General features: G+C 73.4%; 20 protein-coding genes. 13 read left to right on the top strand and 7 right to left on the bottom strand.

The features are described 5' to 3' along the window. Window position 1 precedes the first annotated feature (1 nt). Window positions 2-532 (bottom strand): toxin-antitoxin system, toxin component, encoded by a 531-nt coding sequence (locus tag WDV06_RS10350; protein ID WP_395509388.1) that lies wholly within the window; start codon window positions 530-532, stop codon window positions 2-4. Between the two features lie 14 nt (window positions 533-546). After that, the gene (locus WDV06_RS10345) at window positions 547-1,170 is read right to left on the bottom strand and encodes a hypothetical protein (protein WP_395509344.1); all 624 of its coding nucleotides are present in this window, start codon (window positions 1,168-1,170) and stop codon (window positions 547-549) included. Window positions 1,171-1,499: 329 nt separating this feature from the next. Here WDV06_RS10345 and WDV06_RS10340 point away from each other — a divergent pair, with 329 nt between their 5' ends. Beyond that, window positions 1,500-2,000 carry a hypothetical protein gene (locus WDV06_RS10340; RefSeq protein WP_344168321.1) on the top strand — a complete coding sequence of 167 codons (501 nt, stop codon included), beginning with the start codon at window positions 1,500-1,502 and terminating at the stop codon, window positions 1,998-2,000. Here the strand turns inward: WDV06_RS10340 and kstD are convergent. Together kstD and WDV06_RS10330 are read right to left on the bottom strand one after the other, a co-directional pair. Beyond that, window positions 1,997-3,787: a 3-oxosteroid 1-dehydrogenase gene (gene kstD, locus WDV06_RS10335; RefSeq protein ID WP_395509343.1), complete on the bottom strand. Its 1,791-nt coding sequence runs from the start codon at window positions 3,785-3,787 to the stop codon at window positions 1,997-1,999. The two genes, WDV06_RS10340 and kstD, sit on opposite strands and share 4 nt — an antisense overlap. 191 nt (window positions 3,788-3,978) lie before the next feature. Then, entirely contained in the window at window positions 3,979-5,100 is a 1,122-nt protein-coding gene (locus tag WDV06_RS10330; RefSeq protein WP_395509342.1) for an aminoglycoside phosphotransferase family protein, read from the bottom strand. A 232-nt stretch (window positions 5,101-5,332) separates the two neighbouring features. Between WDV06_RS10330 and WDV06_RS10325 the strand changes: the two genes are divergently transcribed. After that, window positions 5,333-6,835, top strand: coding sequence for a DNA-binding protein NsdB (locus tag WDV06_RS10325; RefSeq protein ID WP_395509341.1), 1,503 nt, complete (start codon window positions 5,333-5,335; stop codon window positions 6,833-6,835). A 108-nt stretch (window positions 6,836-6,943) separates the two neighbouring features. Here WDV06_RS10325 and WDV06_RS10320 read toward each other — a convergent pair whose 3' ends face one another. Both WDV06_RS10320 and WDV06_RS10315 read right to left on the bottom strand, forming a co-directional pair. Further along, the gene (locus tag WDV06_RS10320; protein ID WP_395509340.1) at window positions 6,944-8,368 is read right to left on the bottom strand and encodes a PP2C family protein-serine/threonine phosphatase; all 1,425 of its coding nucleotides are present in this window, start codon (window positions 8,366-8,368) and stop codon (window positions 6,944-6,946) included. A 219-nt stretch (window positions 8,369-8,587) separates the two neighbouring features. Next, on the bottom strand, window positions 8,588-8,836 hold the full coding sequence (locus WDV06_RS10315) for an SCO4226 family nickel-binding protein (protein ID WP_344168306.1): 249 nt from the start codon (window positions 8,834-8,836) through the stop codon (window positions 8,588-8,590). A gap of 304 nt (window positions 8,837-9,140) precedes the next feature. On the opposite strand from WDV06_RS10315, the gene WDV06_RS10310 reads away from it, so the two are divergent. From WDV06_RS10310 to WDV06_RS10300, 3 genes are all read left to right on the top strand, one after another. Then, on the top strand, window positions 9,141-11,387 hold the full coding sequence (locus WDV06_RS10310) for a xanthine dehydrogenase family protein molybdopterin-binding subunit (RefSeq protein ID WP_395509339.1): 2,247 nt from the start codon (window positions 9,141-9,143) through the stop codon (window positions 11,385-11,387). Between the two features lie 18 nt (window positions 11,388-11,405). Further along, a complete protein-coding gene (locus WDV06_RS10305) occupies window positions 11,406-11,861 on the top strand; it encodes a (2Fe-2S)-binding protein (protein WP_395509338.1) in 456 nt (151 codons plus the stop codon). A 130-nt stretch (window positions 11,862-11,991) separates the two neighbouring features. Next, window positions 11,992-13,959 carry an APC family permease gene (locus WDV06_RS10300; protein WP_395509337.1) on the top strand — a complete coding sequence of 656 codons (1,968 nt, stop codon included), beginning with the start codon at window positions 11,992-11,994 and terminating at the stop codon, window positions 13,957-13,959. Here WDV06_RS10300 and WDV06_RS10295 read toward each other — a convergent pair. Further along, window positions 13,850-15,244 carry a helix-turn-helix domain-containing protein gene (locus WDV06_RS10295; protein WP_395509336.1) on the bottom strand — a complete coding sequence of 465 codons (1,395 nt, stop codon included), beginning with the start codon at window positions 15,242-15,244 and terminating at the stop codon, window positions 13,850-13,852. The genes WDV06_RS10300 and WDV06_RS10295 overlap by 110 nt on opposite strands. A 144-nt stretch (window positions 15,245-15,388) precedes the next feature. Between WDV06_RS10295 and WDV06_RS10290 the strand changes: the two genes are divergently transcribed. From WDV06_RS10290 to WDV06_RS10255, 8 genes are all read left to right on the top strand, one after another. Continuing rightward, the gene (locus WDV06_RS10290) at window positions 15,389-15,952 is read left to right on the top strand and encodes a TetR/AcrR family transcriptional regulator (protein WP_395509335.1); all 564 of its coding nucleotides are present in this window, start codon (window positions 15,389-15,391) and stop codon (window positions 15,950-15,952) included. A gap of 43 nt (window positions 15,953-15,995) precedes the next feature. Next, window positions 15,996-16,664 carry a DUF6461 domain-containing protein gene (locus WDV06_RS10285; RefSeq protein ID WP_395509334.1) on the top strand — a complete coding sequence of 223 codons (669 nt, stop codon included), beginning with the start codon at window positions 15,996-15,998 and terminating at the stop codon, window positions 16,662-16,664. Window positions 16,665-16,834: 170 nt separating this feature from the next. Further along, window positions 16,835-17,242 (top strand): hypothetical protein, encoded by a 408-nt coding sequence (locus WDV06_RS10280; RefSeq protein WP_395509333.1) that lies wholly within the window; start codon window positions 16,835-16,837, stop codon window positions 17,240-17,242. Beyond that, the gene (locus tag WDV06_RS10275; RefSeq protein ID WP_395509332.1) at window positions 17,239-18,021 is read left to right on the top strand and encodes a transcriptional regulator; all 783 of its coding nucleotides are present in this window, start codon (window positions 17,239-17,241) and stop codon (window positions 18,019-18,021) included. Before WDV06_RS10280 ends, WDV06_RS10275 begins: the two co-directional genes overlap by 4 nt. Window positions 18,022-18,104: 83 nt before the next feature. Further along, window positions 18,105-18,539, top strand: a complete 435-nt coding sequence (locus tag WDV06_RS10270; RefSeq protein ID WP_395509387.1) for a roadblock/LC7 domain-containing protein — start codon at window positions 18,105-18,107, stop codon at window positions 18,537-18,539. Between the two features lie 48 nt (window positions 18,540-18,587). After that, complete coding sequence (locus WDV06_RS10265; RefSeq protein WP_395509331.1) at window positions 18,588-18,962, top strand: hypothetical protein; 375 nt, start codon at window positions 18,588-18,590, stop codon at window positions 18,960-18,962. Between the two features lie 196 nt (window positions 18,963-19,158). Continuing rightward, a complete protein-coding gene (locus WDV06_RS10260; protein ID WP_395509330.1) occupies window positions 19,159-22,725 on the top strand; it encodes a bifunctional glycosyltransferase/CDP-glycerol:glycerophosphate glycerophosphotransferase in 3,567 nt (1,188 codons plus the stop codon). Window positions 22,726-22,849: 124 nt separating this feature from the next. Beyond that, window positions 22,850-23,338 (top strand): VOC family protein, encoded by a 489-nt coding sequence (locus WDV06_RS10255; RefSeq protein ID WP_395509329.1) that lies wholly within the window; start codon window positions 22,850-22,852, stop codon window positions 23,336-23,338. Window positions 23,339-23,546 lie beyond the last annotated feature (208 nt).

The following is a 23,546-nucleotide window of genomic DNA, read 5'->3' as shown; positions in this document are numbered from 1 at the left end:
GTCAACCGATCGGCCCGCGGTATCCCAGCGCGTTGCCTATCCGGCCCGCGACACCGTGCCCGCGCCCGCCCCCCGGGCCCTCGCCCCCCAGCAGCCAGGGCCGGCAGCGGTCGCCGAGCATCAGCCCGAATCGCTCGGCCTCGATCTCCTGGGCGTCCTCGTAGTGGGACCGCGCGGCGACGCTCGCGTACGTCAGCGACGAGGCGTCCGGCAGCGACCGCGCGGCGTCGGCCGCCCGGCGCCCGTGCTCGCCGCAGTGGCCCGCGTTCATGTGCCACAGCTCGTGCCCGAGGATGACCAGTTGGTGGTCCGGGGTCGTGTGCTTCTCCACCACGACGATGTCGTACTTCTCCATGTTCAGCCACAGGCCCGACGTGGTCAGCTCGGTGGGGAACCGCTCGAAGCGCAGCACGATCGGGCGGCCGCCGCGCGTACGGCTCATGGCGTCGCACAGGGCGCGGAAGAGGACCTGCGGATCGACCGGAGCCTCCAGGTCGAGCGAGGAGGTCAGCGCGGTGCACAGCTTGCGCATCGAGCGGGACAGGTTCACCGGGCCACCTCGGCGCGCGGCTCGGCGGACAGCATCCTCGTGATCATGCCCAGCAACAGGGCCTCCTGCGTACGGGTCAGGGGCCTGCCCCGGGTGGAGACGGCGACCAGGCCGTACTGGTCCGCGAGGTCGGCCATCAGGGTGCCCGATCGGTAGTCGAGGGATTCGAGGGTGGGCCGCAGGGCCCGGCTCACCGCCTGCGCCGGGGTGTCCGTCAGGAAGGAGGCGTCCCGCCCGAAGAAGGCGGCGAACGCCTTGCAGTGCCGCAGGTGCGGCGGCTTGCGCCCGGACACCAGGGCGTCGACCCAGCGCGGCGGCGCGCCGATCGCCGCCGCGATCTCCCCGACGGGGTAGGGGCGGCCGTGGACGTCGCGGGAGACCGCGTACAGGAACGCCGCGCGCCGGCGGACCCTCTCCTCGGCCCCGCCGGGGGCCGGCCGCGCGCACTCCTCCCCGCGCAGCAGCGCCAGGGTCACCGCCAGCGGCACACCGGCCCGCTCGGAGAGGGCCACCGGGTCCAGGATCTCGTCCATGTCCAGCCGCCCCTCGTCGGCGAGCGCCCGTATCCGGTCGAGCGTCATGGCGAGGGGAAGCGGCGGATCGCCAACAGACACGGTCATCCGTCTGTGCTCCCATACGTCCGAAGGCCGGTTGCGCGCCCGGGACGGCGGTAGGCCCCCCCGGCCATCAAGTTCCCCACCTTCGGATCGTAGTCGTCGATTCGAAAACGATCGCGGACCGGCGGCGGGGACGGACAGCAAGATACAGCCAGGAGGGCTGGTGGTGGCAGAAAAGCGAGCATGCCCGGCGCCCCGCGGAGAGTAAGGAGCATCGCGGACGCACACCCCATACCCCCAGGTCCGGGAGGTGTGAACCGCTTCCGCCCGGCCCCGGCGGCCGGGAGCACCCCGGGGCCGGAAAACCCGCGCGGCCACGTACCATGGGCCGCATGTCCTTCCTCCGCCGCCACCGCGCCGCCACACCCGCCGGCCCGGACTTCGACGTCCTGGCCATGGACCCGGGGGACTGGCCGGGCAACCTCGGGGCCGGGCTGCTGCCCGCACCCGACGGCAGCTGCCAGGGCGTCTTCCTCCGCTACGACCTCTTCGGCGGACGCGGTCCCGCGATGATCATCGGCAACCTCCCCGAGGGCTCTCCGGCCCGTGACCTCGCCGAAGGCCAGGTGCCCTTCGAGGTGGCCCAGCTCCTCGACGCCCTGGAGAACGACGAGGAGGTCGAGGTCACCGGCACCGAGGACTGCCCCGTCATGCAGGGCGACAACCTCCTCATCGTGCGCAAGGTCAAGCTCTCCGAGAGCCGGATCTCCTGCGTGCAGTTCGACCGCAGCGACAACGTCCTCGTGACGATCGCCAGCTGGGACCGCCCGATCACCGACGACCTCTACGCGCTCCTGAAGCCGCTCCCCGCCGAGCTCTTCCAGCAGGGCTAGGGGGTGTCCGCGATGTCGTTCGCCGCCACGTAGCCGAACGTCATCGCGGGCCCGATCGTCGACCCGGCCCCCGCGTAGCTGTGGCCCATCACCGCCGCGCTCGCGTTGCCCGCCGCCCACAGGCCCCGGATCACCGATCCGTCCGCCCGCAGGGCCCGGGCCCGGGCGTCGGTGACGATCCCGCCCTTGGTCCCCAGGTCGCCCGGCACGATCCGGAAGGCGTGGAAGGGCGGCGCCCAGACCGGCGCCAGGCAGGAGTTCGGCACCACGTTCGGATCCGTGTAGTAGTGGTCGTACGCGGTGTCCCCCCGGTGGAAGTCCGGGTCGGAGCCGCTCCACGCCTGCGCGTTGAAGCGGTTCAGCGTCGCCCGCAGCGCCGCCGCCGGCACCCCGATCTGTCCGGCCAGCGCGTCCCAGGTCCACGCCTTCTTCGCCGCGCCCGCCTCGTACCACGCGTCCGGGAAGGGCAGCGTCGGCAGGACGTCCTTGAACAGGTACCGGTTGCGGTAGTTCTGGTCCACGATCAGCCAGGCCGGGATGTGCGACCCCGGCGCCCCCCGGTCCTTCTCGTACATCACGTGCACCACGTCGCTGTACGGCGCCGCCTCGTTGACGAACCGCGTCCCCGCCGCGTTGACGAGCAGACCGCCCGGGAGGGTCCGCTCCGCCAGGCAGAAGTACGGCTCCCCGGGCAGCGGGATCGACGGCCCCCACCAGGCGTCCTCCATCAGCGCCAGCGCCGCCCCCGCCCGCTGCCCCGCCAGGATCCCGTCGCCGGTGTTCTCCTTCGCGCCCACCGACCACGCGGTGCCGATCGGCTGCTGCTGGTACCGCTCCCGCATCGCCGCGTTGTGCTCGAAGCCGCCCGAGCCGATCACCACACCGCGGCGGGCCCGCACGACGCCCCGTACGCCCTCCCGCTCCACCACCACGCCGGTGACCGCCCCGCCCTCCAGGACCAGGTCCACCAGCGGGCTGTTCAGCCACACCGGCACCCCCGCCCGCATCAGCCCGGCCCGCAGCCCCGCGGCCAGCGCCTGCCCCATCGTCAGTGGCTTCTGCCCCAGCAGCGCCGCTTTCGTGCCGCGCGCCAGGCACTCCGTGGACACCGCCAGGCCCTTCGCGGTGACCGCCGCCAGGTTCAGCCACTTGTAGTCCTGGCTGAACACCACCATCCCGGCCGGCACCGGCATGTACGCCGGGTTCAGGTGGGCCAGTTCGGCGCCCAGGACGTTCCCGTCGATCTGGTCCGGCTCGATGGAGCGGCCGTTCGGCAGACCGCCCGGCAGGTCGGGGTAGTAGTCGCTGTAGCCGTCCATGAAGCGGAACCGCAGCGGGCTGCGGGCCATGACGAAGTCCAGCATCCGGGGGCCGTTGGCCAGGAAGGCCCGCTGCCGGTCGGCCGGCACCTCCGGACCCACCACCGCCGACAGGTACCGCGCCGCCTTCTCGGGGGTGTCCGGCACCCCCGCGTCCAGGATCACCGAGTTGTTCGGCAGCCAGATCCCCGCCCCGGAGCGGGCCGCGGAACCGCCGAAGGTCGCGGCCTTCTCCACCACCAGCACGCTCAGCCCCCGCCCGGCGGCGGTGAGCGCGGCGGTCATCCCCGCCGCCCCCGACCCGACGACCACGACGTCGTACTCGCCCAGCGGCGTCCCGTCGGCCCGTGCCGCGGCCGCCGGCAGGACGGCGGCCGCGAGCACCCCGGCCCCCGCCCCCGCGAGGACCGTCCGGCGGGAGGGGAGGACGGGCTGGGCGTTCGCGGGTATGGACACGGCCTCGGTCATGGGCGGGCTCCAGTGGTGTGGGGACGGCAGGGGCGCGGACACCTGATGCTGATCGGAAAAGGTGTTCGGGGGATCATGTGATGTCAAGGCACGCGCAGCGGGGCGATCCGTCCAGGACGGCCGAAATCCCGTGGTCCCCACCAGGTGTGGGGACCACGGGATTTCGTACGGAGGGAGGGACCGGGGCGGGGTCAGCGGGTGCCGACCGCCGCCCGGACCGCTCTGCGGGCCATCCCCGCGTCGTCGTGCAGGCGGCGCAGCAGCAGGCGCTGCTCCTCCCCGGAGGAGAGGGCCCCCGCGGGCAGCGGCTGGGTCGCCGGAGCCGCCAGCATGGATCGCTGGACGGCCGTCTCGCACATCCGGATCTCCCGGGTCAGCACCAGCATCAGGTTCACCAGGAAGGCGTCCCGGGCCGCCGGACCGGCCGACTGCGCGAGCCGGCTGATCTGGCTGCGCGCCGCCGGGGCGTCACCCAGCACCGCCCACAGCGTGGCCAGGTCGTAGCCCGGCAGGTACCAGCCCGCGTGCTCCCAGTCCAGCATCACCGGACCGGCCGGGGACAGCAGCAGGTTCGACAGCAGCGCGTCACCGTGGTTGAACTGCCACGGGGTCAGCCGCAGTCCGTGCAGCAGCTTCTGCAGGTCGCCGAAGTCCCGGTCGGTCAGCAGCCCCAGGTCGTGGTCCCGGGAGATCCGCCGCGCGTAGTCCACCGGGTGGCCGAACAGATCGGCCGGCGGACGCCACTGGTTGAGCCGGCACACCGCGCCCAGCGCCGCCCGCACGTCCGGCCGCGGCGGGGCCTCCACCGGATGCCGCTGGAGGGCGGCCACCCGGCCGGCCATCCGCTCCACCACCAGGACGCAGTTCTCCGGGTCGGCGGCGATCAGCCGGGGCACACGGACCGGCGGGCGGTGCCGGACGAAGGTCCGGTACGTCGCTATTTCGTGCCGGTACCGCTCGCGCCACTCGGGCGAGTGGTCCAGTAAAACCTTCGCGACCGCGGTCATCCGACCGGTCGTCCCCACGAGGAGGACCGACCGGCCGCTGCGCCGCAGCACCTGGACCGGCGCGAACTCCGGACAGATCCGCTGGACGGACGCGAGCGCGGTGCGCAGCTGCGCCCCCTGCGGCCCGGACAGGTCGATTCTTCCGCTGAGCGGCTGCGTTCCGGCCGCCGGCATCCGCCGCGCCCTGACGGCGCCCTGCGCCGGGAGGGGCTGACGGCCGGCTTCGAGGGAGATGCCCCCGCCCCCCGCCTGGAGGGTGCGGTGCGGGCGGACCGGGGCGGACACGGAGGACGTTGCTGCGTACATGGCGTTTACGGTTCCCTTCGTGCGCCGACGAGTTGCGTACGCCGCCCCGCCGGATCCCGTACTTCACCCTGGGGAGTTCCGCCGGTGAACCGGGTCGGGGAGGCGCATTCCTACCTGACACCCGGCGGCAGGTGGCGAACCACGGGGCGTGCCCTGGCGAACCCTGGCGAATAGTCCACGGGGAACTGACAGGGGGCTACTGTCAACTCAGCCGAGAACCTGGGGGCTTGACGTGAGCAAGGGTCCAAACACCCGTCTGAACGACCTGTTCGGCCTGGCCGGCTGGTCCAAGGGCGAACTCGCGAGGATGGTCAACCGGCAGGCGGCCGCGATGGGCCACCACCAACTGGCCACCGACACCTCGCGGGTGCGGCGCTGGATCGACATGGGGGAGACCCCGCGCGAACCGGTGCCCACGGTACTGGCAGCACTGTTCACCGAGCGGCTCGGTCGTGTCGTGACCATCGAGGACCTCGGGTTCGTACGACAGCGGCGCACCGCCAGACGGCAGCCGGACGGGGCGAAGGAGAACCCCGACGGAGTGCCCTGGGCGCCCGAACGCACAGCCGCGGTCCTCACCGAATTCACGGGAATGGACCTCATGCTCAACCGTCGCGGCCTGATGGGCGCGGGAGCCGCGCTCACCGCCGGCTCAGCCCTCAGCAACGCCATGTACGACTGGCTGCAAGGCGACCCCGCCACCGCCAAGGACCCGCAGCGGTTCGGTGACCCCTACCAGGCCGACCCGGCGGGCTACGACCGCTACGAGGCCGCCCCCATCGGCTCGCAGGAGATCGAGGCGCTGGAGCGCTCGGTGGAGGTCTTCCGGGCCTGGGACGCCTCCAGAGGCGGCGGGCTCCAGCGCAAGGCCGTCGTCGGGCAGCTGAACGAGGTGGGCGGCATGCTCGCCTACCACCACCCCGACCACCTCCAGCGCCGGCTGTGGGGGGTGGCGGCCAACCTGGCGGTGCTGGCGGGCTGGATGTCGCACGACGTCGGCCTCGAACCCACCGCCCAGAAGTACTTCGTCATCGCCGCCCACGCCGCCCGCGAGGGAGGCGACCGCCCCCGCGCCGGCGAGGCGCTGTCGCGGGCGGCCCGCCAGATGGTCCACCTGGGCAAGCCGAACGAAGCCCTGGACCTGATGAAGCTGGCCCAGGCCGGCTCGGGGGACCAGACGCTCCCGCGCACCCGCGCCATGCTGCACACCATCGAGGCCTGGGCCCAGGCCGCCATGGGCAAGGGCCAGGCCATGCGCCGCACCCTGGGCGAGGCCGAGGACCTGTTCGTGTCCGACAAGGGCGACGTGCCGCCGCCGTCGTGGATGCAGCACTTCGACGAGGCTGACCTGCACGGGATGCAGGCCCTGGCCTACCGCACGCTCGCCGACCACGACGCCTCGGCGGCCCCGGTCGCGGCGCGGCACGCGCGGGAGGCCCTGCGGCTGCGCGGTGACGGCTACCAGCGCTCGCAGATCTTCGACTACATCTCCATGGCCTCGGCCTGCTTCATCGCGGACGACCCGGAACAGGCGGACCGCTACGCCCGGCTGGCCCTGGTCTCGATGAACGAGACCTCCTCGCACCGGACGTGGGACCGGCTCCGCGAGATGTACCGGCTCACCGGCCAGTACGCCGGGTACGCGCGCATCGAGGACCTCCGCGAGGAGATCGAGCAGGCCCTCCCCGACAGCCCCGCCCCGCGCGCCCCCCGCGGCGCGGGGGCGGAGGTCTAGGGCGCCGGTGCCGCACGCGGTGGAGGACGGGGACGGGAGCGGACGACGAACGGGGCCGCGCCGTGGGCGCGGCCCCTCGAACCGGACCCTGGTGGCGTCGGGCGACCGCTAGCCGCCGATGCGGGCCACCAGGACGCAGGCGTCGTCCTCGCGCTCGCTCTCGCCGAACTCCTCCGTGACCATGCGCACGCAGTCGCGCGCCGACCGGGCCGCCGAGAAGCGCGGCGCGAGCGCCAGCAGCCGCTCCGTGCCGTCAGCCCGGCCGAACTCGATGCCGCGCGAGGTCAGCCCGTCGGTGTACAGGACGAGTACGTCGCCCAGTTCGAGCAGTTCCTCGGCCTGGCCGTACACGGCGCCCGACGTGGCGCCGAGCAGGACCCCCTCCGGCGGCTGGAGCGCGCGCCCCTGGCCGCGGCGGAAGAGCAGCGGCGCGGGGTGTCCGGCCTGGGCCCAGGAGAGCAGCCGGCGGGACGGGTCGTAGCGGCAGCAGACGGCGGAGCCGAGGGCCGGTTGCGCGGAGGTCTCCAGCAGCTGGTTGAGCCAGCCCATCAGGGGGCCCGGCTCGATGCCGGCCATGGCCATCCCGCGCAGGGCGCCGAGCAGCATGGCCATGCCTGAGGTGGCGCTGACCCCGTGCCCCGTCAGGTCGCCGACCGTCAGCAGCGAGCGGCCGTCGGCCAGTTCGAGCGCGTCGTACCAGTCGCCGCCGATCAGCGTGCTGGTGGCGGAGGGGAGGTAGTGCGCGGCCACGTCCATCGTTCCGGCGTGGTCGTGCGGGAACCGCAGGGAGCCGCGCCACGGGGGGAGCACGGCTTCCTGCAGCTCGACCGCCAGCCGGTGCTCGGTCTGCGCGATCTCCCGCCGGCGCTGGAGCGAGTCCCGTGACTCGCGCTCCGCCCGCTGGCTTCTGCGCAGTTCGCTGACGTCACGCAGCACGGCCCACATCGAGGCCGTGCAGCCGTCGGCGTCGAGCACCGGCTCGCCCCTCATGTGCAGCGTCCGGACGCGGCCGTCGGCCCGGACGATGCGGAACTCGCCGTCTATCGGCTTGCCGTCGACCAGGCAGTCGGTGACCATCGAGGTCAGCAGCGGCTGGTCTTCGGAGAACAGGGTGGAGCCCAGCTCGTCGAGGGGGAGCGGTCCCGCCTCGGGGGAGCGGCCGAAGATCTGGAAGAGCTCCTCGGACCACGTGACCTCGTCCGTCAGCAGGTTCCACTCGGCGCTGCCCACGCGGGTCTGGCGGTCCTCGGCGGTGGTCTCCGGGGGAGCAGGGGGGAGTTCGACCTGCTCGGGTGCGGGCGGCAGCCCCTCCTTGAGCTGGCCCAGGTGCTGGCCCAGGTCGTCCAGGTGGTGCACGGCGAGGTCGCAGAGCGCGCGCTGCCAGCGGCCCTGGGCGTCGTCGTCGTCCACGACGGTGTCGCGGCGCACGGCGTCCACCTCGCCGCGCAGCCGGCGGGTCTGCGAGATCAGCGCGTCCACGGATCCCGGCTCGGGCGGCTGTGCGGAACGGTCCGCGTACAGATGGGACGGCATGAGCACTCCGATACAGGCGCGGCGATACAGGCGCGGCACGGCCAGGTCTGAAAGAAGGACCGGCTACGACTGTGGCACAGGCCGGGACGGCCTGTAAGGCGTTTGGCAACATCCGTAACGTTCTTGCTCACGGCATATGCCGAAGGCCTCCCGTTTGCCTCCCGTCCGTGCGAACATTTCCGGTCAGTATCGGGGTGCTCCCTCCGGGTGCCGGTCCCGTCAGACGCTCAGGGGGACCGGGTGGATCTCGTCGGCGGGGTGTCCGGCCCGCTCGTGGATCTTCTGGACCGCCGCCGCCGAGGGGGCCTCGGACAGGCAGTAGACCTCGCCGGACGCCGGGTCGGCCCAGGCGCGCTGGAACGTGACCTTCTCGTCCGACTGGATGGCGAGGTCCGCCTTGTGGGCCTCCATCAGCTGGTCCGCGGTGATGCCTTTCATACCGTGGTGGACATCCATGAACTGGGCCATCGCCGTACACCTCCTCACGTGTCGCAAACGCGTACGACTGTGGTTCCATCGTCCGCCCGCGGCCGGAAATCGGCCTTCCGGACGGGATGGTTCGATCGTACGGGCGAGACGTGCGAGGCCCTGCGGCCCTCGGGCCCCTCGGGAGGCGGGGCCCGGGGCGCGTCAGGGGCACCACTCGAACGAAGGACCCCCCGCGTCACTTCCGCTTCCCACCCCACCAGCCGATCGCTACCCTACGTGTCGGTAACGAGCCGGTGCGGTCCGCGTCTTCACAGGCGGGCCGGGGGAGGGTGGGCAGGGGCGGATGGCAGTGGAGAGCAGTACGCCGGAGGGGCGGGACGGGAGCGGCCACAGCCGCCGGTCGTTCCTGACCTACCTGGTCGCGGCCCCGACCCTGGCCCTCGTCACCCGGGCCGGGGCCGACGCGCTGGCCCCGCAGTCCGCGCACGCCGTCGTGCCGAGCCTGCCCGAGGTGGCCGACCTGGTCGACCTCGGGGACCTCTTCATCCTGGCCGGCGCTCCGACCTCGTCCCTCCTCGCGCTCGTCGTCGAGGACGACGGCACCATCCGCTTCCGGCTGCCCCGCGAAGAGGTCGGCCAGGGCCTCACCACCGCGGTGGCCATGCTGGTCGCCGAGGAACTCGACGCCCCGCTCGGCAGCGTCCGGGTGGAGCTGGACGACGCCCGCCCCGAGCTGCTGTTCAACCAGCTCACCGGATCCTCCAACTCCATCCGCTCCCTGTACGGGCCGGTCCGCCAGTGCGCCGCCACCGCCCGGGCCCGCCTCGTCGCGGCCGCCGCGGCCCGCTGGAACCTCTCCGCCGCCTCGCTGACCACCGCGAACGGCTCGGTGCGCGCCCCGGACGGCCGCACCGCCGGGTACGGGAGCCTCGCCGCGGCCGCCGCCGCACCCGGGCTCGTGGTTTCCGGCGCCACACCCAAGCCGGCCGCCCGGCACACCCTCGTCGGCACCCCCACCGGCCGCATCGACGCCCGCGCGATGGTCACCGGCGCCCAGCGCTACACCCTCGACCTCGACGTCCCGGGAGCCAAGCCCTGCGTGCTGCGCCGTCCGCCCAGCCTCGGCGGCACCGTCCGCTCCGTGGCCAACCGCGCGGCCGTCCTGGCCATGCCGGGGGTCCTGCACGTGGTGACGGTCCCCACCGGGGTCGCCGTGGTCGCGGACACGTTCGGGCAGGCCCTGGACGCCAAGGCCGCCCTCCAGGTCGAGTGGGGTCCCGGCCCCGCCGACCAGCTCTCCGACGAGCAGGTCCGCGCCAAGCTCCGCGCCGCCACCCCGCCGCTGCTCGTGCCGCCGCTGCTCACCCCGTACGTGGAGGCCGAGTTCGACTTCGCCTTCGTCAGCCACGCCCCGATGGAGACCAACTCGGCCGTCGCCGACGTCCGGGACGACCGGGCCGAGATCTGGTCGGGCCTCAAGTCCCCGATCGTCGCCCGCGAGACCATCGCCGCCGACCTCGGACTGCCCCTGGACAAGGTGACGGTGCACGTGGTCCAGGCCGGCGGCTCCTTCGGCCGGCGCCTGTTCTTCGACGCCGCCCTGGAGGCCGCCCGCGTCTCGAAGGCCTGCCGCCGCCCGGTGAAGCTGATGTGGACCCGTGTGGACGACACCCGGCACGGCCGCATGCGCCCCGCCACCCACCACCGCATCCGGGCCACCCACCTCCTCGGCGAGGTGCTCGGCTTCGAGCACCGGGTCGCCGCCGCCGAGACCGACTTCCGGCACGGCCTCGGCGAGATCATCACCGCCACCGCCGCGAGCCTGCCCTCCGGCATCGGCAACGCCACCCTCGCCCAGACCCTGTTCCTCACCACGGTGAAGTCCCCGTACCACTTCGGGCTCACCACCCAGGCGCTGACCGAGGTGCCCACCGGGATCCCCACCGGGTCCTGGCGCTCGGTCTACTCGGCCAACACCCGGGGCGCCGAGGAGATCGTGGTCGACGAACTGGCCGCCGCCACCGGAAAGGACCCGTACCGCTTCCGGCGCACCTTCCTCAAGACCGACGCCCAGCGCGCCGTGCTCGACAAGGCCGCCGCCGAGGGCCAGTGGGGCCGCCCCCTGCCGGCCGGCTGCGCGCAGGGCATCGCCTTCCACGAGGAGTACAGGTCGCGCACCGCCTGCCTGGTGGAGATCGACACCCGAGACCCGGAGCGCGTCCGCGTCACCCGGGCGGTCATCGCCGTCGACGTGGGCCTGCCCGTCAACCCGCGCGGGCTGGAGGCCCAGATGATCGGCGGCCTCACCGACGCGATCTCCACCACCCTGCGCGCCGGGCTGCACCTGGACAAGGGACTGCCGCTGGAGGGCAGTTACAGCCAGTTCCACTGGGCGAGGCAGCGCGACACCCCGCAGGACGTACGGGTCTTCGTGCTCCCGGCCACCGGTACCGAACCGGGCGGCGCCGGCGAGCTCGGTGTGCCCGCCGCCGTGGGGGCGATCGCCAACGCCTGGGCCCGGGCCACCGGTTCCAAGCCCCGTAGCTTCCCCCTCGACTTCGACGTCGACTTCACCCCCTACCCCCGCTGACCCCTGGAGTACGCCGCCGTGCCCTCGCACACCTTCACCCTCAACGGGCGGAGCGTCACCGTCGACGCGCCCGACAACCTGCCCCTGCTGTGGGTGCTCCGCGACATGCTGGGGGTCACTGGGCCCAAGTACGGCTGCGGGGTGGACGTCTGCAAGGCCTGCACCAGCCACCTCGACGGGGTGGACGTCCGTCCCTGCGTGGTGCCGGTCTCCGCCTGCGCGGGCAAGCGGGTCACGACCATCGAGGGGCTCGCGGACGGCGACCGGCTGCATCCCGTCCAGGAGGCCTGGCTCGAACAGGACGTCGCCCAGTGCGGCTTCTGCCAGCCCGGGCAGATCATGGCCGCCGTGGCCCTGCTCCAGCGGACGAGCGAGCCCACCGACGAGGACATCGACGCCATCGCCAACATCTGCCGCTGCGGCACCTACTTCCGCATCCGCGAGGCCATCCGCAGCGCGGCCGCGCGCATGTGACCGCCGGTCGGCACGACTGCCGCCGCCGTGCCGGTCCACCGACGGCACTGGGCCGTACGGGGGACGCCGACCCGGCGTAGTGCGGTACGCAAACGTCTTGAAGCCGATGGAAAAGGATATCCATCATGGAATGAGGCGAATCAATGCGAAACGGCTGCTGGTCGGTGAGCCGCTCGACACCGCGCGCCTGGGCGAGACCCTGCTGCCCAAACGGCTCGCCCTGCCCATCTTCTGCAGCGACCCGCTCTCCTCCGTGGCCTACGCCACCGAGGAGATCCTGCTGATCCTCGCCCTCGGCGGAGTCGCGCTGCTCCACCTCGCGTGGTACGCGGCCGCCGCGATCGTCTTCCTGCTGGTGGTCGTCGTCGCCTCCTACCGGCAGACCTGCCACGCCTACCCCGGTGGCGGCGGCGCGTACGTCGTCAGCTCCGAGAACCTCGGCTCCACCGCGGCCCTCACGGCCGCGAGCGCCCTGCTCGTCGACTACGTGATGACCGTCGCCGTGTCCGTGGTCTCCGGGGTCGCCGCCATCACCTCGGCGATCCCCTCCCTCAGCGACCACCAAGTGGGCCTGTCCGTCGCCTTCGTGGTCCTGCTGACGCTGATGAACCTGCGCGGGGTACGCGAGTCGGGGCGCCTCTTCGCCGTCCCGACCTACGGGTTCGTGCTCATCATCTACGTCATGTTCGCCGTGGCCGCCGTCCGCCTCGGGACCGGGGCCACCATCCGCGCCGAGTCCGCCGACCTCCCGATCGACGCCGCCGGCACCTACACCGGCATCGCCCTCGTCTTCCTCGCCCTGCGCGCCTTCGCCTCCGGCTGCACCGCCCTCACCGGCGTCGAGGCCATCAGCAACGGCGTCCCCGCCTTCCGCAAGCCCAAGGCGAAGAACGCGGCGACCACCCTCGCCGCCATGGGCGCCCTGTCGGTGACCATGTTCGCCGGCATCACCACCCTCGCCATGGCCTACCGGGTGCACGTCGCCGCCGACCCCACCGAACTCGGCCTGCCGCCGGGCACCCCCATGTCCACCGCCCTCGCCCAGATCGGCCGGGCCACCTTCGGGGACCTGGACCTCCTCTTCTACCTGCTCCAGGCGGCCACCGCGGGAGTCCTCATCCTCGCCGCCAACACCGCCTTCAACGGCTTCCCGATGCTCGCCTCCATCCTCGCCAAGGACCACTACGCCCCCCGCCAGCTCTACAACCGGGGCGACCGGCTCGTCTACTCCAACGGCGTGGTCCTGCTCGCGCTCGTCGCCATCGCCCTCATCGTCGCCTTCGACGCCCAGCTGACCCGCCTCATCCAGCTCTACATCATCGGCGTCTTCGTCTCCTTCACCCTCTCCCAGGCCGGCATGGTCCGGCACTGGCGGCGCGAACTCGCCTCCCCCGCCACCGCGCGCGCCGGACGGGTCCACATCCACCGCCGGCTCGCCATCAACGCGGTCGGCGCCCTCATGACCGCCGTGGTCCTGGTCATCGTCCTGACCACCAAGTTCACGCACGGCGCCTGGCTGGTCGTCATCGCCATGCCCCTCCTCTTCCTCGGCATGAAGGGGGTGCGCCGGCACTACGACCGGGTCGCCGGACAGGTGGCCGTCGCCCCCGGCGACCGGCCGCGCAAACCCGCCCGCCACCACGTCGTCGTCCTCGTCGCCAACGTGCACGCGCCGACGCTCAAGGCCCTCGGCTACGCCCAGGGGCTGCGGCCCGACACCCTCACCGCGCTGTCCGTGGCCGCCGAGGAGCAGGAGGCGGAACGGCTGCGCCGGGCCTGGGCGGAGATCGACCCCGGCATTCCGCTGAAGGTGCTGCACTCGCCGTACCGGGAGGTGGTCGGCCCCGTGGTGGCGTACGTGGAGGAGGAGGCCGCCGCCGAGGGGACCGACATGCTCTCGGTGGTCATCCCCGAGTTCGTCGTCGGGCACTGGTGGGAGCAGCCCCTGCACAACCAGAACGCGCTGCGGCTCAAGGCGCGCCTGCTGTTCACCCCGGGGATCGCGGTGATCGACGTGCCGTACCTGCTGGATTCGGCCCGTCGCCCGCAGCCGCCACCGCCGGAGCCGACGCAGCCGCGGGAGGCGGCGGCGCCGTAGCCCGCTGGGCCACCGCAGCGTGGGCCAGGGCGAGCTCCACCACGTGCGCCGGGTCCGACAGGGCCCGGCCGGTGAGCTGCTCCAGGCGCCGCAGCCGGTTGGAGACGGTGTTGCGGTGGCAGTAGAGCCGCTGGGCGGCGAACGTGGTCGAGCCCCGGCAGGCCAGCCAGGTGCCCAGGGTGGCCAGCAGCACCCGTGCCTCCTGCGGCGGCAGCGCCAGCACCGGACCCAGCACCACCTCCCGCAGCCGGGCCGCCAGTTCCGGGTCGGCCGCCACCAGCGCCACCGGGAGCCGCTCGTCCAGCAGGACGGCCCCGCCGGACCCGGCCGGAGACGGGGCCGCCGTCCGCAGCGCGAGCGCCGCCAGCCTGCGGGCCCCGGCCAGCTCGCCCGGCGAGGCGACGACCGGGCTGATCCCGGCGCGGACCGGGAGCGGGGCGAGCAGTGCGCGCAGGGCCTCCAGCGGGTGGCGGCCCAGCTCGGCGAGCCCGGTCTCCCCGTCGGCCCCGATCCGCCACAGCACGCGTGGGCCGCCCGCGCCGGGGCCGGACGCGCCGCCCGTGCCGTCGTCCCCGTACGTGTCGCCCGGGAGGGACGGACCGGCAGCGCCGCCGCCGGGAAGGGGCGCCCCCGTCACGCCGCCATCCGCGCGGGACGGCCCCGGCATCCCGCCCCCGCCCGGGCCGGCCGGGCCCAGCACCACCACCGCGAAGCGGCCCCGGTCGGGCAGGCCCAGCCGTGCGGCGGCGGAGGCCACCGACTCCGGGGTCCGCGCGGCCGCCGCGGTGGCGTCGAGCAGGACGTCCAGCAGGGCCGCCCGCCGCTCCCGTTCCCGCTCGCCCCGCTCCGCCCCGGCCCGCCGGTACGCCTCCGAGGCGGCGTCCGTCAGCTGGTCCAGTACGTCCCACAGCGCGCCCGCCCCGGCCAGCAGCCGCGGCAGCGCCGCCCGATCGTGGGCCGCCACCGCCTCGGCCAGGCACTGCCACACCAGCCGCCCGCCGTACCGGTAGGCGTTCCGCAGGGAGGCGAGCGGCAGCCCCTGTCCCGCCCGCAGGGCCCCGGCGGCCCGGGCGCCCGCCAGCTCCACCGGCTCCCCGCGCACGGTGCGGGCCAGGCCCTCGACCGCCTGGCGCAGGGTGTGGTGCATCCGCTCGCGCAGCTCGGCCCGGTCGGGCAGCGCGGCCCAGGCGGGGTCCTCGGCCAGGGTCCGGTCGGTGAGCCGGTCCGCCGCGAGGGCGATCCGGCGGTCCAGGTCCTCGCGTATCTCCTCGACGATCCGCTCCATGACGGGCAGGGTGACACGGGTGAGGGGGCGGTGGGGAGAGGGGCGGCGGGCGGGGCCCGGCGCGGACGGGTCGGCTAGCGTGGCCGGAGCACTGTAGGTGCAGTGCTCACGCCAGCCCCTCCGCAAGACCCCCAGGGAACGCCCATGCGCCAGAATCCGGAACGCCGGGCCGCGCTGCTCGACGCCGCCATCGAGGTCCTGGCCCGCGAGGGCTCCCGCGGACTGACCCTGCGCGCCGTGGACAAGGAGGCCGGCGTCCCGACCGGCACCGCCTCCAACTACTTCGCCCACCGCGGCCAGCTGCTGGCGCAGATCCTGCGCCGCACCCGCGAGCGCCTCACCCCCGACCCGGCCGAGCTCTCCGGCCCCCTCGACACCGTGGAACTGCTCCGCCGCCTCCTCGGCCGGCTGCGGCGCGAGCCCAGCGTGCAGATCGCCGTCCTGGAGCTGCGTCTGGAGGCCACGCGCAGGCCCGAACTCCGCGAGGAACTGGCGCGGTTCCTGGCGGACGAGCTGGAGGCGAACATCGCCGGGCACCTGGAGGCCGGACTCCCGGGGGACCGGCAGGGCGTGGCCCTGCTCTACTTCGCGATGCAGGGCCTGATCGTGGACGACCTCACCGTGCCCGCCCTGCTCGACGCCCACCCGGTGGAGCCCCTCCTCGGGGTGATGGTCGAGCGTCTGCTCCCCCGGCGGCCCGCGGACTGACTACCGTGGCCACGGGGAAGCACCGAGGGCGCGGGGGGAGACCGTGGACAGTGCGGAACGGACGGCCGGTGACGGAACGGGAGACGACCGGGCGGCCGGCGGCGCCGCCTCCGACGGCGGCGGCATCCGATGGCTGGCCGGGTGGGACGGCTGGTACGCCGGGCTCACCTTCGCCCGGGGCATAGGACCGCACCAGCTCGCCGCCCGGCTCGGGGCCGCGCCCGGCGTCCACCCGGGGCCGATGGGCGGCTCCGCCGCCTGGAGCATGGCCGCCGAGACCCGCGACGGGGACGGCGTGGCCCGGGTCGGCCGCTGGGGAGGCTGGTCCTTCGCCGTGGAGCACGGCATACCCGCCGGGGCCGAACGCCTCACCGACGTCTCCCGCGCGGGCGTCGAGGCCGTCCACCTCGACCCGCAGCCCGACCATCCCCCCAAGCAGTTCGCCTACGCCCGCGACGGCGAGCTGGTGTGCTGCTTCGGCCTCGGCGAGGAGTGCTGGCGCGGCGGCCACCGCCCCGACTTCCTGCTCCCCGAGCTCGTCGCGGCGCGGATCCTGGCGCCCGACGGCACCTTCCCGTACCCCGACGACGTGCCGGACGGGCGGCGCGACCGGCTGACCCTCGCCGTCCTGGAGGAGCGCTTCGGACTGTCACTGCCGCGGCATCTGGTCGAGGACGCTCCTCTTCCGGCGTTCGTGACGCGCACACGATGACAGCCTTGATCAAAAACGGACGGGTTCCGGCCAAGCTGTCACGCGCTACCGCGCATGTTCCAGCGGAAAATGCCAGAACACCCTTTCGCAGGGTGGAACTTGAGTAAGTTCCCTCCTGTCACGCCGTACGACGACCGTGCGCAGCACGTTCGACCGGGAGGGGAGCCCGCGTGCCCGGGATCGACGAATGCCTGCTCGAAGCCATGGCCCTGCCGGGTGCCCGTGGCGCCGCGCTGGTCGACTGGAGCAGCGGACTGGCCCTCGGCACCGCCGGGGAGTCGCCCGTCGGCGACCACGAGACCACCGCCGCGGAGACCGCCGAACTGGCCCGGGCGGCGGCCGAGTACGAGTCCTTCGCCCAGCCCGTCCCCGCGGCGACGGCCGTGGCCGCGCTCGCGGGCCCGCCCGTCGAGGACCTGATCGTCACCACCCGCACCGGCTACCACGTGCTCCGGTTCGTCGAGACCAGCTTCGACAGCAGCGTCTTCCTCCACCTGTGGCTCGACCGGGCCGAGGGGAACCTCGCGCTGGCCCGGCTCAGACTGCGCACCCTGGCCGAAGGGCTGGTGCTCCGATGACCGCCGCCGTTCAGAGCCTCGCCGCCGTCTCCCCCCTGCTGACCCGGCTCGCCGCCGAGCGGGCCACCGGCGCCCTGCTGCGCGACCGCGGCACCCTCTTCCTGGAGGACGGCCGCGTCGTGCACGCCGAGAGCCCCTCCACCCCGGGCCTGGACGTACTGCTCACCACCGGCGGCGGCCTGGCCCCCGAGCGCTGGAACGAGGCCGTCAACGAGGCCGGGGCCAGCCGGCAGGTCGCCCGGTTCCTGGTGGACAGCGGGGGCCTGGCCGGCGGGGAACTGGAGATCTGCCACATCGCCGCGATCTTCGACGCCGCCTTCTTCGCGCTCTCGCCCGGCAGCGGCCCCTCCCGGTTCCGCCGCGGCGCCACCCACTGGATCGGCTCCGTGCGGTCCGTCCCGGCGGCCGCCGTGGAACGCGAGACCCGCCGCCGCCGCGAACTGCTGGACGCCGTGTGGCCGTACCCGCAGCTCGACACCGCGCCGGTCGTGCCGCGGCAGGCCGCGCCCGGGCAGATCGTCACCGCCCGGCAGCGGGCGCTGCTCGGACAGGCGGACGGCGTGCGGACCCCGGCCGACCTGGCGTGGGTGCTGGGCCGGCCCGCCTTCCACACCCTGCTCGACGTACGAAGACTCGCAGCCGCCGGGCTCGTCGAGACACCGCACGACCGGCCGGTCCAGGTGCCGGTCCCGCCCCTGCCCGACTGGATCACCCAGGCCCAATCCCCGGACGTGGCGCTGCTCCGCCGGTTACGCGACGCACTGGAGGCAAGCCTGTGAGGCTCCCGCTCCGACCGGTTCTGCGAGCCGACCGTTTCGAGCGGAGGCCGCCCGAAGGGAGGAAAGCCGACATGAGCATGGTGATGCTGCCCGCCGAGGCCGAAGCCGAGATACTCGCCGAGCTCCGCCGGCTGCGGGCCCGGGTGCCCCAGCTCGGCGGGGCCCTGGCCGCCAGTGTCGACGGCCTGGTCCTGGCCCAGGACAGCGCGGCCGCGGAGGCCGAGTCCGTCGCGGCACTGACCGCCGCCGCCCTCGGGGTGGCCCAGCGGCTCAGCGACTGCACCGGGCAGGGCGGCTTCCGGGAGCTGCTCGTGCGCGGCGAGAACGGCTACGTCGCCACCTACGCGGCGGGCGAGGCGGCGGTCCTCACCCTGATCGCCGAGCCGCGCGTCAACGTCGGCCGCCTCCACCTGGAGGCCCGCCGCTCCAGCGTCCGGATCGCCGAACTCATAGAGCACAGCCTGGGCCGCAGGTCCGGCCCGGAGGCGCCCGTGGCGGAGCGCCCCGACCGTTCCTGACGGACCCGACAGAACACGCCCATCGCAAACGACTGCAAAGGAAGCCTCATGGTCAACGTGGAAACCGCCCTCAAGGAAGCCACCACCAGCATCGAGGGCGCGATCGGCGCCGCCCTCGTCGACTACGGCAGCGGGATGGCCCTCGGCCACGTCGGAGGCGGCAAGGACCTGGACCTGACGGTCGCCGCGGCCGGCAACACGGACGTGGTGCGGGCCAAGGTCCGCACCATGGAGATGCTCGGTCTGAAGGACGAGATCGAGGACATCCTGATCACTCTCGGCAGTCAGTACCACCTGATCAGGCTGATGAAGGGGCGCAACAGCGAGGGCTTCTTCCTCTATCTCGCCCTCGACCGCGGCAGGGCCAACCTTGCCATGGCGCGTCACCAGTTGAAGAAGATCGAGGAGAGCCTGGAGGTCTGACGGTCCTGGCGGCGGCCCCGCCGGGGTCGCGACGGCACGGTGGCGGGCGGCTGAATTCTTTGCCGCTCGCCCCGGCGGACCGTCCCATATGTCCGGGATGGGTCAACTTTATCATCCTGTTACAGAGTAAGATGCTGTAATTGGCTGATCATCAACCCGGTCGACAAAGATAAAAACGCTGGAGAACCCGTCACCCATGCCCCCGCGCCTGAGCATCGTCGTACCCTCCTACAACGTCGAGCTCTACCTCGACGAGTGCCTGGAATCCCTAGCAGCTCAGACGTTCGACGACTTCGAAGTCGTCATCGTCGATGACGGGTCCACGGACAACAGCGCGGCCATCGCCAAGGCCTTCGCTGAGCGTGACAAGCGCTTCCGGGTGGTCCTACAGGAGAACGCCGGCCTCGGTGCCGCGCGGAACGTAGGCTTCCGGCACGCTTCCCCGGACAGCGAGTACATCGCTTTCGTCGACAGCGACGACACCATGCCGGCGGACGCCTACCAGAAGCTGATCGACGCCCTGGACGAGAGCGGCTCCGATTTCGCCGCCGGCAACGTCAAGCGCTTCCGCTCCGTCGGCATGCAGCAGTCCTGGGGCCACCGCGTCGCGTTCGCGAACACGCGCCTGAAGACCCACATCTCGAAGTTCCCGGCACTGGTCACCGACCGCACCGCCTGGAACAAGGTCTACCGGCGCGGCTTCTGGGAAGAGCACGGCTTCCAGTACCCGGAGGGCATCCTCTACGAGGACGCCCCCGTCAGCATCCCCGCGCACTACTTCGCCCAGAGCGTCGACGTGATCAGCGACTGCGTCTACCACTGGCGCGTGCGCGAGACCGGCGAGCGCTCCATCACCCAGCGCTCCACCGACCCGGTCTCCGTCATCGACCGCGTCACCTCCGTTCGGCTGGTGCGCGAGGCCCTGCTCGCCAAGACCGGCGAGAAGTACGCCCGCTACCTGCGCGACTACGACTACAACGTGTTGAGCGAGGAGCTCCCGCTCATCTACAAGTACGTCGCCGAGGGCGGCGAGGACTTCCGCGCCGCCTTCGTCAAGGAGGTCGGCGGCCTCATCCGCGAGATCGGCACCGGTCCGTGGACCGACCTCACCGTCGCCGACCGGCTCAAGGCGTACCTGGCCCGCGAGGGCCGCGTCGAGGAGTTCATCGCCCTCCTGCACCACCAGCGGGACTTCAGCTACAGCGTGCCGGTCAAGGGCCTGGCCCGCCCGCAGGCCGACTACCCCTTCCTCAAGGCGCCCGTCCCCCCGAAGCTGCTGACCCTCGGCCCGCGCGAGCGCCGCGTCGTCAGCCGGCTGGAGCAGGCCGCCTGGAGCGACGGCAAGCTGCTGCTGCGCGGCTACGCCCTGCCCGGGCACATGGGTGCCGAGAGCCGCCTGGGCTCCCGCAAGATGCTCGTCTTCCGCGAGCAGGGCAAGCGCCGCCGCACGGTCGTCCCCACCCGCACGGTGGCCTCGCCGATGGCCACCGTGAACTCCCCGCACCTCGCCCTGCGGCACGCCGACTGGGCGGGCTTCACCGCCGTCGTCGACCCCACGGTCTTCCAGTCGGGCGGCACGTGGCGCGAGGGGATATGGACCACCTCCATCGCCGTCACCGGCCCCGGCGGCCTGCACCGGGCCCGCCTCAGGGGCGGCGAGCACGACAGCGGCATGAACCCGCCCGCCCACTGGGCCACCCCCGACGTCCGGATCGTGCCGACCGTCGCGGGCTCCCTCACCGTCCAGGTAGAGATCGTCCGTGCCCGCGTGCTCGACGTCCGCACCAGCGGCGACGACGCCCTGGAGCTGACCGGCGAGCTGGCCCCCGGGGCCGGCGAGGGCGTCGTCCTGCGCGCCGAACACGCCGCCAGCGGCACCACCCTCGACGTCCCGCTCACCCTGGGCACCGCCGCCGCGGGCGGCCGGATCCCCTTCACCGCCCTCGTCCCGCTCGCCGGGCTCGGCGCCGTCGCACCCGCCCGCCGCGAGCCCGGCGAGTGGAGCCCGCAGGCGTGGACCCTGGCCGCGGTGCGTGCCGACGGCACCCGCCACCCCCTGGTCCACGACGAACGCGGCGGCTTCACCGGCCTGGCCGCCCTGCTCCCCGGTGGGGACGCGGACCTCGCCGTCTTCGCCAAGCGCGCCAGGAACGGCCACCTCGTCCTCTCCGTCCAGCCCTCCCCGCCGCTCGTCGACGCCGTCTCCGCCGAGGCCGGCACGCTGACCCTGCGCGGCACCTTCCGGGCCCCCGCGGAGAGCGCCGACGAACCCTACGAGCTGGTCCTGCACGACCAGCACGGCACCGAGTTCAGCTACCCCGTCACCCGCGACGGGGACCGCTTCGAGGCCTCCTTCGAGCCCGTGCTCCCCGAGGCCTACGCCGGCCGCACCACCCTCCCGCAGGGCCGCTGGTGGCCCACCCTGCGCCCGGTGAGCCAGGGCGGCACCACCGCCGGCCTGCTCGGCGTCGACCGCGGCGCCCCCGTCCAGCTCGTCGGCGCGGCCTTGAACACCGGGCCCCACCCGGTCACCGTGCTGGGCCGCCGCATGCGCGTCGAAGCCCGCCACCACGACCGGATGGCCCTGGTCAGCGACCCGCTGCTGAGCCCGCACGACCGCTCCCGCTACGCCCAGCGCGTCGCCCGCGACGAGACCTACCCCGCGCAGCGGCGGCTCCCGGTCAAGGACCTGGTCGTGTACGACGTCTTCCAGGGCAACGGCGCCGGTGACGCGCCCCGCGCCATCCACGAGGAGCTGCTGCGCCGCGGCGAGAAGCTGGAGCACGTCTGGCTGGTCCGCGACGGCCGCGTCGAGGTCCCCGCGACCGCCCGCGCCGTCCAGTACGACAGCCTGGAGGCCTGGGACGTCCTGGCCCGCGCCCGCTTCTACGTCGTCAACGACAGCGTGCCGTCGCACTTCCGGCGCCGCCCCGGCCAGACGGTCGTCCAGACCTGGCACGGGACGCCGCTCAAGCAGATCGGCTACGACTTCACGCACGACTACTACACCAGCCCCGAGGTGCTGGAGGGCCTGGCGCACGACAGCGCCCAGTGGACGCTGCTCGCCTCGCCGAGCTCGTACGCCACCCCCATCCTCAAGCGGGCCCTCGGCTACGAGGGCGAGGTCATCGAGTCCGGCAGCCCGCGCACCGACGCGCTGCTGCGTCCCGACGCGGAGCGGATCGCCGAGGTCCGCCGCCGTCTCGGCCTGCCCGAGGGCAAGAAGGTCGTCCTCTACCTGCCGACCTGGCGCGAGAACCGCGAGGGCTGGAGCGGCGGCTACAAGCTCGACCTGCGGATCGACCTGGACGCGGCCCGCCGCGAGCTGGGCGAGGACCACGTCCTGCTCGTCCGCGGCCACCACCTGGTGGGGGAGCAGCTGCGCGACGGCGTGCGCGACGGCTTCGTCGTGGACGTCTCCCGCTGGCCCGACGCCACGGACCTGCTGCTCGTCGCCGACGTGCTGATCTCGGACTACTCGTCCGCGCTCTTCGACTTCGCGCTGACCGACAAGCCGATCCTGCTGTTCACGTACGACCTGGAGCACTACCGCGACACCCTGCGCGGCTTCACCTTCGACCTGGAGGAGAAGGCGCCCGGCCCGCTGCTGAAGGACTCCGCGAGCCTGATCGAGGCCGTCCGCGACGCCGACGCCGTGGGCGCCCGGTTCGCCGCGGCACGGGAGGCGTTCCGCGCCGAGTTCTGCGACCTGGACGACGGCCACGCCGCCGAGCGGGTCGTCGACCGCATGCTCGGGAAGTAGCCGGGCCGCCCGAACGGGTGAACCTGCGGACCGGCCCCGCGCCCACCGATGAGATTCGGGCGCGGGGCCGGTCCGTATGTGAGGAGGGCCGCCCGGCCCCCTCGTCCCCCTGGAGGCAGCAGCCATGACCAGCAACGGCTTCACCACGTGCCTGTGGTTCGACGGCGACGCGGAGGCCGCCGCCGACTACTACCTCTCCGTCTTCAAGGACGGCCGGATCCTGCGGACGGCCCGCTACACCGAGGCGGGCCCCGGTCCGGCCGGCGAGGTGATGGTGGTCGAGTTCGAGATCAACGGCCAGAGGTTCATCGGCCTCAACGGCGGCCCCCAGTTCCCCTTCACCGAGGCCGTCTCCTTCCAGATCCACTGCTCCGACGAGCCCGAGGCGGACTACTACTACGACGCCCTCACCGCGGACGGCGGACAGGAATCGGCCTGCGGCTGGGTCAAGGACCGCTTCGGGGTCTCCTGGCAGGTGATCCCGCCCGGCGCCATCGACCTGATCAGCGACCCGGACCCGGGCCGGGCAGCCCGCGCCACCGAGGCGATGCTGCGGATGAAGAAGCTCGACGTGGCGGCCATGCGCCGGGCCGCCGACGAGGGGACGGCCTGAGGCCGGCTCCAGGGCCTCCTAGGGCCTGTCGTCACACTCCCGTCTGCCCCGCGACGCCTGGCACGTGCTCTCGCCGCACCGGGCGAAAGCCGAGTACGTCCAGTACGCGTGCTTCCGCCCGGCGCACCGAGAGCACGCTCCCCCAAGCTCTCGACTTCGCTCGACCAGGGGGGACCCCCATGACGCCGCGGGGCCGCCCTCCGGGCGA

Origin of the sequence: Streptomyces racemochromogenes, assembly GCF_044129415.1 — a bacterium.
Lineage (GTDB): Bacteria > Actinomycetota > Actinomycetes > Streptomycetales > Streptomycetaceae > Streptomyces > Streptomyces racemochromogenes_A.
This window is presented reverse-complemented; position numbering and strand designations above follow the sequence as displayed.

Bases quoted from the DNA above. Each gene is read 5' to 3' on its own strand.
- WDV06_RS10350 (WP_395509388.1), bottom strand. From the start codon at position 532: ATGCGCAAGCTGTGCACCGCGCTGACCTCCTCGCTCGACCTGGAGGCT.
- WDV06_RS10345 (WP_395509344.1), bottom strand. From the start codon at position 1,170: ATGACCGTGTCTGTTGGCGATCCGCCGCTTCCCCTCGCCATGACGCTC.
- WDV06_RS10340 (WP_344168321.1), top strand. From the start codon at position 1,500: ATGTCCTTCCTCCGCCGCCACCGCGCCGCCACACCCGCCGGCCCGGAC.
- kstD (WP_395509343.1), bottom strand. From the start codon at position 3,787: ATGACCGAGGCCGTGTCCATACCCGCGAACGCCCAGCCCGTCCTCCCC.
- WDV06_RS10330 (WP_395509342.1), bottom strand. From the start codon at position 5,100: ATGTACGCAGCAACGTCCTCCGTGTCCGCCCCGGTCCGCCCGCACCGC.
- WDV06_RS10320 (WP_395509340.1), bottom strand. From the start codon at position 8,368: ATGCCGTCCCATCTGTACGCGGACCGTTCCGCACAGCCGCCCGAGCCG.
- WDV06_RS10315 (WP_344168306.1), bottom strand. From the start codon at position 8,836: ATGGCCCAGTTCATGGATGTCCACCACGGTATGAAAGGCATCACCGCG.
- WDV06_RS10310 (WP_395509339.1), top strand. From the start codon at position 9,141: ATGGCAGTGGAGAGCAGTACGCCGGAGGGGCGGGACGGGAGCGGCCAC.
- WDV06_RS10300 (WP_395509337.1), top strand. From the start codon at position 11,992: ATGAGGCGAATCAATGCGAAACGGCTGCTGGTCGGTGAGCCGCTCGAC.
- WDV06_RS10295 (WP_395509336.1), bottom strand. From the start codon at position 15,244: ATGGAGCGGATCGTCGAGGAGATACGCGAGGACCTGGACCGCCGGATC.
- WDV06_RS10290 (WP_395509335.1), top strand. From the start codon at position 15,389: ATGCGCCAGAATCCGGAACGCCGGGCCGCGCTGCTCGACGCCGCCATC.
- WDV06_RS10275 (WP_395509332.1), top strand. From the start codon at position 17,239: ATGACCGCCGCCGTTCAGAGCCTCGCCGCCGTCTCCCCCCTGCTGACC.
- WDV06_RS10270 (WP_395509387.1), top strand. From the start codon at position 18,105: ATGCTGCCCGCCGAGGCCGAAGCCGAGATACTCGCCGAGCTCCGCCGG.
- WDV06_RS10265 (WP_395509331.1), top strand. From the start codon at position 18,588: ATGGTCAACGTGGAAACCGCCCTCAAGGAAGCCACCACCAGCATCGAG.
- WDV06_RS10260 (WP_395509330.1), top strand. From the start codon at position 19,159: ATGCCCCCGCGCCTGAGCATCGTCGTACCCTCCTACAACGTCGAGCTC.
- WDV06_RS10255 (WP_395509329.1), top strand. From the start codon at position 22,850: ATGACCAGCAACGGCTTCACCACGTGCCTGTGGTTCGACGGCGACGCG.